This window comes from Sedimentimonas flavescens (assembly GCF_019264375.1).
GTDB lineage: Bacteria > Pseudomonadota > Alphaproteobacteria > Rhodobacterales > Rhodobacteraceae > Rhodobacter > Rhodobacter flavescens.
Window position 1 is genome coordinate 595,102 of record NZ_JAHVAI010000001.1, and the last position, 12,745, is coordinate 607,846.

General features: G+C 64.8%; 11 protein-coding genes. 1 reads left to right on the forward strand and 10 read right to left on the reverse strand.

Translation table 11 applies throughout. From position 1 onward, the window contains the following. Position 1: 1 nt before the first annotated feature. Entirely contained in the window at positions 2–274 is a 273-nt protein-coding gene (locus KTQ37_RS03025) for a nitric oxide reductase F protein (RefSeq protein ID WP_218628975.1), read from the forward strand. A 4-nt stretch (positions 275–278) separates the two neighbouring features. Here the strand turns inward: KTQ37_RS03025 and KTQ37_RS03030 are convergent, their stop codons facing one another. From KTQ37_RS03030 to KTQ37_RS16990, 10 genes are all read right to left on the reverse strand, one after another. After that, positions 279–980, reverse strand: coding sequence for a Crp/Fnr family transcriptional regulator (locus tag KTQ37_RS03030; RefSeq protein WP_218628976.1), 702 nt, complete (start codon positions 978–980; stop codon positions 279–281). 168 nt (positions 981–1,148) lie between these two features. Further along, positions 1,149–2,090, reverse strand: a complete 942-nt coding sequence (locus KTQ37_RS03035; RefSeq protein WP_218628977.1) for a hypothetical protein — start codon at positions 2,088–2,090, stop codon at positions 1,149–1,151. Between the two features lie 103 nt (positions 2,091–2,193). Beyond that, positions 2,194–4,053 (reverse strand): heavy metal translocating P-type ATPase, encoded by a 1,860-nt coding sequence (locus KTQ37_RS03040; protein ID WP_218628978.1) that lies wholly within the window; start codon positions 4,051–4,053, stop codon positions 2,194–2,196. Between the two features lie 15 nt (positions 4,054–4,068). After that, positions 4,069–5,358 (reverse strand): HlyD family type I secretion periplasmic adaptor subunit, encoded by a 1,290-nt coding sequence (locus KTQ37_RS03045; protein ID WP_218628979.1) that lies wholly within the window; start codon positions 5,356–5,358, stop codon positions 4,069–4,071. Continuing rightward, entirely contained in the window at positions 5,358–7,097 is a 1,740-nt protein-coding gene (locus KTQ37_RS03050) for a type I secretion system permease/ATPase (RefSeq protein ID WP_236021017.1), read from the reverse strand. The genes KTQ37_RS03045 and KTQ37_RS03050 overlap by 1 nt, the downstream gene beginning before the upstream one ends. A gap of 121 nt (positions 7,098–7,218) precedes the next feature. Further along, positions 7,219–8,013 carry a calcium-binding protein gene (locus KTQ37_RS03055; protein WP_218628980.1) on the reverse strand — a complete coding sequence of 265 codons (795 nt, stop codon included), beginning with the start codon at positions 8,011–8,013 and terminating at the stop codon, positions 7,219–7,221. A gap of 145 nt (positions 8,014–8,158) precedes the next feature. Beyond that, positions 8,159–8,836 (reverse strand): DUF2270 domain-containing protein, encoded by a 678-nt coding sequence (locus KTQ37_RS03060; RefSeq protein ID WP_218628981.1) that lies wholly within the window; start codon positions 8,834–8,836, stop codon positions 8,159–8,161. Between the two features lie 158 nt (positions 8,837–8,994). Next, a complete protein-coding gene (locus KTQ37_RS03065) occupies positions 8,995–10,635 on the reverse strand; it encodes an acyl-CoA synthetase (protein WP_218628982.1) in 1,641 nt (546 codons plus the stop codon). Between the two features lie 216 nt (positions 10,636–10,851). Continuing rightward, a complete protein-coding gene (locus KTQ37_RS03070) occupies positions 10,852–12,642 on the reverse strand; it encodes a PHA/PHB synthase family protein (RefSeq protein WP_218628983.1) in 1,791 nt (596 codons plus the stop codon). A 26-nt stretch (positions 12,643–12,668) separates the two neighbouring features. Beyond that, a partial coding sequence (locus KTQ37_RS16990; RefSeq protein ID WP_218629015.1) for a 4Fe-4S dicluster domain-containing protein occupies positions 12,669–12,745 on the reverse strand: 77 nt, incomplete at its 5' end.

Here is a 12,745-nt window from a genome sequence, read left to right on the forward strand (position 1 = left end):
GATGAAGCTGCTGTCTGATCCGCTGATGCGTGCCTGGGTCTGGCTTGTGGGGCTTTCGCTCGGCTCCACCGTCATCGCCACTTCGGTCGCGCGGATCGAGGGCGTGGGCATCACCCTTGCTGGAGCTACGATCCTTGTGCTGGCCTGGGCCAAGGCCCGGGTCATCCTGTCTCGCTATCTGGGGCTTGCACAGGCGCCCTTCTGGCATCGCGGCTTTTCGATCGTGCTGGCGATCTATTGCGCGGGCCTGCTGGGGCTTTACCTGATCGCCTGAGCGATCAGGGCTTCGACCAAGCGGTCGCGGGGTCTTCCTCGGAATAGTCGCGCAGCAACGAGATATCGTCGATCACCGCGACGTTCTGACGGATGCGCACGCCCTGATCGCGCAGCTTGGCAAAGGCGCGGCTCAGGCTTTCGGGCTTCATGCCCAGACGCCCGGCAATCAGCACCTTGTCATAGGGCAGCGTCACCTCGCACTTACCCTCGCCGCAAGGCGCGAGATCAAGCAGGAATTCCGCAACCCGCTGCGCCCCGGTCTGCGCCTTGAGCTGCTCGATCTGACCAACAAGGCGATGCAGATGTGCGAAGGTCGCAGACAGCAGCGCCACGGCAAGCTCGGGCTCGTTCTGGATCAGCCGCAAGAACACTTCGGTGTCGATACGGATCAGGCGGCAATCCGTCGCGCATTCCGCCGAGACCGGATAGGGATCGTTCTTGAACGCGACCGCCTCGCCGAAGCTGTCGCCGCGGGTAAAGACCCCCACGACCGCCTCGGCCCCGTTCGGCGCGATGCGATAGAGCTTCACCCAACCCTCGGCGACGATATAGACGCCGGTCGCGGTTTCGCCCTGCAGGAAGATCGTCGCGCCGCGCTCAAGCTCGCGCATCCGGGCCTGCGCCAGAATACGGTCCAACGCGTGGGCCGGGACGTTCGCCAGCAAGAGCGACTGGCGAGCGACTGCTTGAAGTGATTGCGGCATCGCGATTCCTTTCTTGCGACTTATGCCGAATCCAAGCGGCAGATGGAATAGTCAGGGCTTTCATCCCGACGTAAAGGATAGCGCCGACGCGGCGGGGGCAAGAGGCGTCGGACGGAATTTTCACCAAATGGTCAGCAAGGCGACAGTGCGCCGAGTTCGCCGGATGCCTCAGCCTTCTTCGGCGCGGCGCAGATCTTCGGGCAGCAGCGCCGGCGGGGCGGCCCCTCCGACAGGGTCAAGCAGCATCTCTTCGGCGCGGGTCAGGCGTTCCTCGCCGCCCTGCACCAAGGCCCAGAGGTGGTGCATATCCTCCTCGAAACGCTCCTCGCCGATCACGCCTGCATCGCGCAGCTTCTCGATCTCGCGCATCACTTCGATGGCGTAATCGTTGAGGCCAAGCGCCTGCACCTCGCCTTCGGACTGCACATCGTAGCGCACCGCATGGGCGAAGGCGAACATGACGACCTGCGTCAGCGCCTCGCCCACCGAGGCTCCGCGCGCCATCCGGTCGGCGGCCAGCGCCTCGCCCGCCATGGTCATCTCCATCCCGAACCCTTCGAGCAGTTCGCGCATCCCGGCCAGCACTTCGGGATCGACCTCGGTGCCAAGAGGCGTCGCGTCATCCGAGGGCGCGCCGCCGAGATCCTCGGTAAAGACCGAGACCGAAACCTTCGGCGCCTTGGGTGCGGCGCGCACGGGCGCAACAGGCCGCTCCTCGACCGGTGGGACCTCTTCGACGGGTGCCGGTTCGGGGGTAGCTGCGGGCTCGGGCGGCGCTTCAGCGGGCAGATCGACGGGCTCCGCGGCGTGGGGTGCGGGCACAGGTTCTTCCTGCGGAGCGGGGGCAAGCAGGGCCTGCGCCGCCGCACTCAGGCGCAACTGCATCACCACCTTGGCGCCGAACAACCGGCTAAGGAAGAACGGGCGATGCTCGTGCTCCTCAACAAGGCCCATCTCTTTCAGGCGCACCAGCGGGCGACCCACCTCGAGCCCCTTGCCACGCGCCTCGACCGAAAGCGAATCGCGATCGACAGACCCGCCCGCGTCCCCAAGCTGGGCGATCACGTTCAGCAGCTCAAGTTCTGCGCGTTCGAGCGGTTTGTCCGGCATCTGGCCCTCCCCTTCAAGAGGCACGCGGCATCGCAGATCGCGGCAGCGGCGTCAATGCAACCCTTGGTGACAGCGCCGTTTTTCGCCGACGCGCGCAATGCGTTCAGGCGGCCATTCCGGCAACGGGCGCGGGGCGAATCCGCAAGGCCCGCAGCGCATTGAGGATCGCCAGCACGTCGATCACTTCCTGAAGCAGAGCGCCTTCGACGGGCGTCAGATAGCCAAGCGCCGCCGCGATCATCCCCAGAACCGACAGCCCGATTCCCATGAAGACGCTCTGGATCGCGATGCCACGTGCACCGCGCGCGATCTCCAGCCCCGGCCGCAGCCGGTCGATGCTATCGACCAGCAGCACCACATCCGCCGCCTCGGCCGAGGCCGCCGCCCCGCGCGCGCCCATCGCAATGCCGACATCGGCGGCGGCCAGCGCGGGGGCATCGTTGACCCCGTCGCCCACCATGGCCACCGCGCCATCCTTGCGCTCGCTCAGCACCAGAAGCACCTTCTGATCAGGCGTCAGCCCGGCGCGCAGACCATCAAGCCCGAGGCCATCGGTGACGCGCTCGGCCACATCGGCACGGTCACCGGTGGCCAGAAGGATGCGCGACACGCCAAGCTGGCGCAGCGCGTCGAGCATCTCGCGCGCGCCCTCGCGCAGCGGGTCCGCCATGATCAGGTGCCCCGCCAGATGCCCATCGACAGAAAGCGCCACCAACACCGCGCCCGCCATCAGCGCTTCGTCCGGCAGGGCGCCATCGCCCACCCGCTCGGTCACGAAGCGATCGCCGCCGACCAGCACGCTTTTCCCATCGATATGACCCAGAACGCCCTCTCCGGGGATTTCGGCAACCTCGGTCGGCAGAGACAGCACCAGCCCACGCTCGCGCGCGGCCTGCACCAGCGCCTGCGCGACCGGGTGCTGCGAGGCCTGATCGAGCGAGGCAGCTAGGCGCAGGATCTCATCCTCCTCCAGCGCACCACGGCTTTGAACGGCAAGGATGCGCGGGCGCCCCTCGGTCAGGGTGCCTGTCTTGTCGAGGATCAGCGTGCGGATCTGCGCCAACATCTCAAGCGGCTTGGCGCCCTTGATCAGCACACCGTAATGCGCCGCCCGCGAGAGCCCCGCGACCAGGGCGACAGGCACGGCCAGGATCAGCGGGCAAGGGGTGGCCACGACCAGAACCGCGACGGCCCGGATCGGATCGCCCGTCAGCCACCACGCCAGACCTGCCAGCACCAGCGTCACCACCAGAAAGCCGAGCGACCAGCGATCAGCCAGCCGCGCCATCGGCGCCTTGGAACGCTGCGCCTCTTCGACAAGGCGCACGATCCCGGCATAGGTACTTTGCGCGGCGATCCGCGTCGCGCGCAGCTCGAACGCCTCACCGGCATTGGTCGAACCGCTCATGACCTCGGTGCCGGCGGCGGCGCGCACGGGCAGCGATTCCCCGGTCAGCGCCGAGGTGTCGAGCATCGCCATATCCGACAAGAGCGTGCCATCGACCGGCGCAACCTCTCCCTGCCGGATCAGCAGCCGGTCGCCGGGCTCGATGGCATCGAGCGGCACAGCCTCTAGCCTGCCGTCGCGCAGCCGGGCAGCACTGCGCGGCACGCGCGAAAGCAGATCGTGCATCTCGCGCCGGGCGCGCCCCTCGGCATAGCTTTCCAGAAAGGTGCCGCCCGCATACATCACGCCCACGACGGCGGCGGCGAGCGTCTCGCCAAAGATCAGCGCGGAAGACATCGACAGCGCCGCGACGATATCAAGGCCGAACTCACCCCGCCGCAACCCGTCTGCAATCTCGAGGACCAGCGCCGCCAGAACCGGCGCGACACCCGCTGCCCAGACCCATCGCGCGGGCGCCTCCTGCCCGCTGAATTGCAGCAAAAGCCCCAGGCAAAGCCCCGCCAACGCAACCGCGATCAGCGCCTTCTTGCCGCGATCCCCCGAGAGCAGTTCCATCGGCTCACTCCGCGCTCATTCTTCGCGCAAGGCGTAAGACATGTAATCGGCAATCGGCTTGAGCAGGAACGAGGCAGGCGTGCGCGCCGAGGTCTGGATGAAAGCCTCCAGCGGCATGCCGGGTTGCAGCCCGAAACCATCCAGCGCCGCCCGGCTTTCCTCGGCGATGGTCAACTCGGCGGTGTAGAAGGCCACGCCGCTTTGCGCATCCAGCACCGTATCGGCGGATAGGCTGCGCAGCACGCCCGAAAAACTGGGCGTCGTGCGACTGTCAAAATTGGGAAAACGCACCAGCGCGCCCTGCCCCGGTTGCAGCCGGTCGACTTGCCGCGGGTCGATGCGCAGCACGAAGATCAGCGGCGTATCGGCGGGCACGATCGTCGCGATGTCGCTGCCCGGCGCGATGACCCCGCCGATAGTGTGGACCTTCAGGTCCAACACGCGCCCGGTCATCGGTGCGCGCAGGATCAGCCGGCCTAGCGCAGTCTCGACCACCCGCAGGTTCTCGCGCAGTTCGATCTCGCGCGGCTCCAGCATGCGCAACTCGTTTTGCGCCTCTTCGCGCCGCGCCGCCGATAGCCGCAGGGCCTCGATCTCATACCCCGCGCGAGCACTGTTGATTTCGGCGACCGAGGCCTGAAGCCGCCCGATCTGGCCCTCAAGGCTCGCGGCCTCACGTTGCAAAACCGAGACCTGGCGGAACTGCGTCAGCCCGCGCTCATAGAGCGATTGCTGATCGGTAAGTTCCTTCTCGATCAGGCTTAACTGGGTCTCACCCGCCGTGATCTCACGGCCGAAGCCCTCGATCTGCGCCCGCGCCTGCAACTTGCGCTCGTCTAGCTGCGCGAGTGTCTGGGCCATGGTGTCGCGGCGCGAGGCAAACAGCGCGGTTTCCGAGGCCAGAACCCGCGCCACCTCGGCATCGGCCGCAGCGGCATCGCGCAACTCGGCGCGATAGTCGGGGGCCTCAGCATCCAGCACTTCGGCGCTCAGCCGGTCGATCCGGGCGAGCGTCTCGAATAGACCGCGACGCAGCAGCAACTGCCGCGCCTCAAGCTCGGTCCCGTCGAGACGGATCAGGGCCGCGCCCGCCTCAACCAGATCGCCATCTCGGATCTCGATTGCGGCGACAAGGCCGCCATCGGGATGCTGCACGGTCTGACGCCGGGCCTCGACTTCGACCTGCCCCATGGCAACGACCGCGCCGTTGATCTCGGTCGCGACGGACCACGCCGCGAAGCCGCCAATACCCAGCAGGATGGTCAACAGACCGATGGTGATGAGACGCGTCGTGGACCAAACCATCAGCCATCCCCCTGCTTGCGGCTGGCCGCACTGATCAGGCTGGGGCTGTTCTTGACGAAGCGGCTCAGCACCTCATCACGCGGTCCGAAGGCGCGCATCACGCCGCCCTCGATCATCATCACCTTGTTCGACACCGCCAGCGCCGAGGGCCGGTGCGACATCACGAAGACGATCTTCTGCGCATCGCGCGCCGTGGCAATCGCCGCGTTCAGCGCCTGCAAGCCGGGCTCATCAAGGCTCGAATTCGGCTCATCGAGCACCAGAACCACCGGATCGCCATAGAATGCGCGCGCAAGCCCGATGCGCTGGCGCTGGCCACCCGACAGCTCATTCCCGCGATCGCCGATGCGCGTGTCATAACCATTGGGCAGGCCGAGGATCAGATCATGGGCCGAGGCCGCCAGCGCCGCCGCCACGATATCTTCGGGCGTGGCATCAGGCTGAAAGCGCGCGATGTTCTGCGCCACGGTGCCCGCAAACAGCGTGACGCGCTGCGGCAGGTAGCCCAGCATCAGGCCCAGCCGGTCGGGTTCGTATTGCTCAAGCGTCGCGCCGCCCAGACGGATCTCGCCATGGCTCGGCGCCCAGAGGCCCACCAGCATCCGCGCCAGCGTCGTCTTGCCCGAGGCCGAGGGGCCAATCACCGCCACAACATCGCCGCCCTGCGCGCTGAAACTCACGTTGCGCAGCAAGGGCCGCGACTGCCCCGGCGGCAGATAGGTCGCACCATGGGCCGAGATCAGCGCGGCGGGTTCAGGCAGCGGCATTGGCGCGGGCGCCTCGGGCACCGAGGCCAGGGCTCGGTCAAGCGCGCGTGCCGAGATCAGACCGCGCTGCATCACCGGCCACTGCCCCACGGTCTGCTCGACCGGCGCCAGCGTGCGCCCCAGTAAGATCGAGGCCGCGACCATCGCGCCTGCCGTCAATTCATCTTGCAACACAAGCCATGCGCCAAGCGCAAGCACCGCAGATTGCAGCAGCAGCCGGGTCGCCCGCGTCGCCGAGGTGATCGCCGCGCCACGATGCGCGCCGCGCAACGAAGCCTCCAGCCCGCCTTGCCGCGCACCCTGCCACAGCGCCGACAGCGCGCCGCGCATCCCGAGGGCACGGATCGTCTCGATCTCGTCCTCCATCATCTGCGCGCGGGCGTCGGCCTCAAGATTGCTGCGCATCGCGACCGCCTGCTGACGCGCCGTGACACGCTGATTGAAGAGCGCAAGCAGCAGAACCAGCGCTGTGCCAGCAAGCGCAAACCAACCCAGGAGCGGATGAAACAGAAACAGCACGATCAGGAAAATCGGTGTCCAGGGCAGATCGAACAGCGCCGCCAGAGCAGGCGAAGCAAAGACCGCCTGCACCTGTGCCAGATCGCGCAACGGCCGCACATCGCCGCGCCGCTCGCCGCCACGCTCGGCCAGTGCAAGCGACGCCGACAACGCCCGCGGGCTGAGGCCATCGTGCAACCGCGCCCCGATCAGCGCCAGCACCCTTCCCCGCACGAAGTCAAGCACACCCATGATCAGGAACAGATAGGCCACGATGATGAACAGAACGACCAGCGTGCTGCTGGTGCGCCCGCCGATTACCCGGTCGTAGATCTGCAACATGAAGATCGGCCCGGTCAGCATCAGCAGGTTGATGACCGCGCTGAACAGCGCCACCGCCAGCAGGCTGCGCGCCGAGGACCACAGCGTCCGACGTAATTCGGACGGTGCCTGTGTCCTCGCAACTGCCATCATGCCTTCTCCCTCGGCGGCCCGGTCCGGTCACTGGATCACAAAGCGAAACCGGCTCCAAGGTCCAACCCGCGCGATGATCCGCCAAAGTCCTGAACCGAGGCTGAATCGCAATAGGCGTGCGTCAGGCCAGAAAAACCTGATCATCGCTGAAGAAGGCCAATACATCGGTGCCCCACTCGGTCGTACCGCCAATGGTGATCGACCCCGCTCCGTCACCCCAGCTTAGGACCGACGCATCCTCGACCCCGTCGCCATCGGTATCGACCGTAGCAAGATCAAAGAGGTCGTCGAGCTGCTGATCGGTCAGACCCGAGAGACCGTTCAACTGGATAGTGTCCTGCACGTTAACACCGCTCTGGAACGAAGCGATCGTGTCGTGTCCGTCCGAGGTGAGGATCGCCACGGCCCCCTCGCCGCCCGTTGCGTAGAGATCGTTCTCGTAATAGATGACCGTGCCATCGCTGAGGGTGTAGGATTCGACCGTCGGATCCGGATTATCTGCGAGTGGGTCTTTGTCCTCGTAATCGACCCACAGATATTGGTCTTTGCCACCAGGTTCTCCGATGTGGCTGCCAAGGAATTTGACGAAATACTCTAGAAAGAACGTGTCCCAATCCCATCCGGAAATGGGGGTGAAAGTGCCGAGCAGGCCGCCGCCCCCGTCGTTCGAGATGTTGAAATCGAAGACGAAAGTATCCTCTCCCGGCCCGCCGATCAGCAAATCGTCGCCCGAGCCGCCATCGAGTATGTCATTGCCGGGGCCGCCCTTCAGAACATCGTCCCCACCTTCGCCAAAGAGATGATCGTCGCCCGGTCGCCCCTTGATCACGTCGTCCAGTTCGGTCCCGCGGATCACATCATCCGAATTCGACCCCATCGTCGATTTCGCCGAGCGGGTATGCGCTTTCGCAGCCATAAGGCGGTCTCCCTGTTCGTCTCCGGTCGCTCCCGCCAGTATGCCTTAATCTTTCTTAAAGTATATCACTCATGGCTGCCGAGTTTTCCCGCAGCGATTGCATTCACCTGGCCAGGAGGCTGACGAGGTCAAGAAACGCGGCCTTTCACCCCATGCCGGTGCGTTCGCGGCGACGGCCAGCGCGGGCAGAATCGCTGCGCCAGCTCAGCACGGTCGCGGCGCCCCAGGCAACGCAGTAAAGCCCGCCCATTGCCAGCACGTAGCTCCCGCTGATCGGCCCGATCGCGGCGCGCTCGGCCAGTTGCGAGGCATGGGTCAGAGGCTCGGGATGCACGAGCAGCTTGCCCAGATAGGCCGCCGTCTGAATCAGCAATATCCAGAAGTAATTGCGCCGGATGCGGCGGCCAATCGCAACCCACAAAGAGACATGATAGCGCGGGGCCCAGTAATCCTCGGCCAGGGTCTTTTGCCAGCCTTCTTCCATGTGCAGATCGCCGTCATGCAGCATGGGGGCGTAGAAATGCGTCTCAAGCCAGCGGCAGCGCGCACGCCAGACGTTGAAATAGCGATAGCGCCGCGCCTCCTGCATCAGGAAGAAGATGATCAGGATCCCCACCAGGATCAGCGGCAGGGGCGAGGCAGCGGGCGAGGAATAGGAAATCGACAGCGCGATCCCGAGCGTCACCACCGCCCAGTTCGTCGTCGTATCCAGCCGTGTTCGCCAGATCGTCGAACGATACACCTCGCCGCGGTAGAGATGCGCAATCGCGCCAAGTTCTGCGGCGTCGAGCTTCTTGCGCTCGGCCTTTTCCCCTGCGTCCATCAGATGTCCTCCCCTGGCGTCAGGTTCGCACGGCAGCGCCGGTCGGGCAAGATTTTTGGCAAGATTTTCAGGGGGTCACGCGGGATCTGGGCGCCTGACAGCGGCACGACTCCGCGCCGATCTGGGGCGCCCTGGGTCGGGGCGCCCCTTGGCTGGCATCAGCCTTGCATCTCAAGTTCGCGCGCCCGTTCGCGCAGGGCGAATTTCTGCACCTTTCCGGTCGACGTCTTGGGCAACTCACAGAAGATGACCGTCTTGGGCGCCTTGAAATGCGCCATGTTCTGGCGGCAGAAGGCGATCAGTTCGGCCTCGCTGACCGTGGCACCGGCGCTCAGCTTGACGAAGGCGCAGGGCGTCTCGCCCCAGCGTTCGTGCGGGCGGGCAACCACGGCGGCCTCCATCACCTCGGGGTGCTTGTAAAGCACATCCTCGACCTCGATCGACGAGATATTCTCGCCGCCCGAAATGATGATGTCCTTGGAGCGGTCCTTGAGTTCGACATAGCCGTCGGAATGCATCACACCGAGATCACCGCTGGCGAACCAGCCGCCCGAGAATGCCTCGTCCGTCGCGCTCGGGTTCTTGAGGTAACCTTTCATCACGCTGTTGCCGCGCAGGAATATCTCGCCGATGGTCTGACCGTCGGAGGGCACAGGTTGCAGGGTTTCCGGATCGGCGACCATCAAGCCCTCGGCCGAAAGGTTGCGCACACCCTGGCGGGCCTTGAGCCGGGCGCGCTCGGCCGGGCTCTGCGCATCCCATTCGGGGTGCCAGGCGCAGGTGACGGCGGGGCCATAGGTCTCGGTCAGGCCATAGGCATGGGTGACCTCGAAGCCCATCGCCTCCATCTTCTCGATGATGATCGCAGGCGGCGGCGCGCCACCGGTCAGCACCTTGATCCCGGTCTGCAAGCCTTCCTTGAGCGCCGCATCGGCATGGACGATAAGAGCCAGAACGATCGAAGCGCCGCAGAAGTGGGTCACGCCCTCTTCCTTCATCAGGCGCAGCATCGCCTCGTCACGCACGGCGCGCAGGCAGATCACCGTGCCCGCCGCGGCGGCAATGGTCCAGGGGAAGCACCAGCCGTTGCAATGGAACATCGGCAAGGTCCACAGATAGACCGGCGTGTCGCCCATCTGCCAGGTCGCGATGTTCGAGAGCGAGTTCAGATGCGCCCCGCGGTAGTGATAGACGACCCCCTTGGGATTGCCCGTCGTCCCCGAGGTATAGTTCAGACTGATCGCATCCCATTCGCTCGCCGGCGGCGTCCACTCGAAGCTTTCGGAACCCTCGGCGACCATCTCGTCATAGGTGATCTGACCGATACGGCGTCCGCCCTCATAGCTCACGTCGAGAATGTCGACCACGAGGATATCGCTGCGCCCCGCGATATGCAGCGCGCGCTCGGCGACCTCCGCGAACTCGGGATCGACCAGAAAGACCTTGGTCTCGGCATGGCTCAGGATAAAGCTGATCGCCTCGGCATCCAGACGCGTATTGATCGCGTTCAGCACCGCTCCCGCCATCGGCACAGCGAAATGGGCTTCATAGATCTCGGGAATGTTGGCGGCGATGATCGAGACGGTATCGCCCCTGCCAATACCGCGCGCGCTCAACGCGCTGGCAAGACGACGGCATCGCGCATAGGTCTCGGCCCAAGTGCGGCGGATATCGTTATACACGACCGCCGTGCGGTTGGGGTAAACCGCCGCCGTGCGGGCCATGAAGCTGACGGGGGTCAGCGGCACGTAATTAGCGGCGTTCTGATCAAGACCGATTTCGTAAATGTTGTGCTTCATGCAAAGCTTCCTCCAAGCGGGCCTAAGCGTCCTTGCCCATCAACAATCTGCGCCCGAGTTGCCGGGCCGGCTTACTGCGGTAGCGGGAGGTGCCCCGGCATCTCGGGGCACACGCCCAAAAAGTTCACCGCCGCCTTCAGCGTTCGTGCGGCGGTGAATGTTTTCGCCTGACCGAGAAGCACGCTTCCTGATCAGGCCGGAGATGCCTCGGCGTTCTCACTTGGCCCGGACGTAGCGGCCCGGTGCATCTTCGATGACCTTGAGGCCACCCTTGCCGGGACGGTAGGCGGGTACGCGCGCATCGTCACTGTGAGAGGCAATCCACTTGGCCCATTCAGGCCACCACGAGCCGGAATGCTGCTTGGCGCCTTCCAGCCATTCCTCGGATTTCTCGGGATAGTCGCTGCGGGTCCAGTAGCCGTATTTCGGACGCTCCGCGGGCGGATTGATCACCCCCGCGATATGGCCCGACCCGCCCAGCACGAAGGTCACGTCACCGCCCAGAAGCTGCGTGGTCGGGTAGATCGAGGTCCAGGGCGCGATGTGATCCTCTTTCGTGGCCAGCACGAAGAAGGGCACGTCGATCTTGCCGAGGTCGATGGGCGTTCCGTCGAGCGTCAGGAAGCCCGGCTGACGCAGGCCGTTCTCGATATAGACCTTCTCCAGGTACCACAGCAGCATGGCTGCGGGCAGGCGCGTGCTGTCCGCATTCCAGAAGAGCAGGTCGAATGCCGGAGGTTTTTGTCCCATCAGGTAGTTCATCACGTGGAACGACCACACCAGGTCGTTTTCGCGAATCATCGAGAACATGTCCTGCAGGTGGTGATTCTCGAGATATCCGTGCTCGGCCATATGACTGCGTAGCGCTGCAAGGCGGTCGCGGTCGATGAACACCCCGACCTCGCCGACATTGGTGAAGTCCACCATGGTCGCAAAGGTGGTCGCCGTGACGATGCGCTTGTCGCCGCGCGCCGCCAGCAGCGCCAGCGTCGCGGTCACCAGGATACCGCCGATGCAGAACCCGAGGATGTCGAAGCGCTCTTCGCCGGTCGCCTTCTCCATCGCGTCCAGCGCCGCAAGCGGACCGAGCTTCATGTAATCCTCAAAGCTCATCGCCGCGTGCTCGCGCGTCGGGTTCACCCAGGAAATCAGGAAGACCGAGTGCCCCTGCTCAAGCATGTAGCGCACCATCGAATTGTCGGGGCGCATATCGAAGATGTAGTATTTGTTGATCCACGGCGGAACGAACAGCAGCGGGCGCTTGTGCTGCGTCTTGGTCATCGGTTCGTAATGGATCAGCTGCATCAGCTCGTTTTCATAAACGACCTTGCCGGGCGTCACCGCCAGATCCTTGCCGACCTCGAAGGCCGAAGCGTCGTTGGTATTGATGTCCAGCCGGCCCTCGCCGCGCTCAAGATCCTCCACCAGATTGCGGAAACCGTCGAGCAGGCTGCGCCCCTCTGTCTCTAGAAGGCGCTCACGCGCGGCGGGGTTGAGCATCAGGAAATTGCTCGGCGACAGCGCGCTAAGCATCTGACGCGTATAGAATTTTACTCGCAGGCTGTCCTTGGTGCCCTGCGGCAGAACCGACAGAAACTCTTCCGTGGCCCGCTCCAGCGCCAAATGGCTGTCGCGCAGGCCGCGCGTCACCGGGTCCGCATTCCAGCGCCGATCGCGAAAGCGCTTGTCACCGACCTTGCCGCCCTCGCCGCTCCAGGCATCCTGCCAGGCTTTCGCCCAATCGACCCAGAAGCGCTGCGAAAGCTCAAGCGTTTCGAGCGGGCGTTCCAGAAAGGCGGGCAGCGCGCGCATATAGGCCTCAACCACGCTGCGATAGTCGACAATGGAGAAATCCTGCCCCGAGATCTTGGCGGAGGCGGTCTCTTGCGAGCGCTTCGCAACAGCCTGCAGGCGGGTCATCAATTCGAGGAATTCGGCGCCCTGTCGTGTGATGCTCTCTGCATCGAGCGAACTGGTGGGGGGGAGCGATTGGCGCCGTTCGGACATATAGAATTCCTCCTCGAATTCGACCGTTACATATTCGGGTAGTTAGGTCCGTCGCCGCCCTGGGGTGTTGTCCAGGTTATGTTCTGGCTGGGGTCCTTGATGT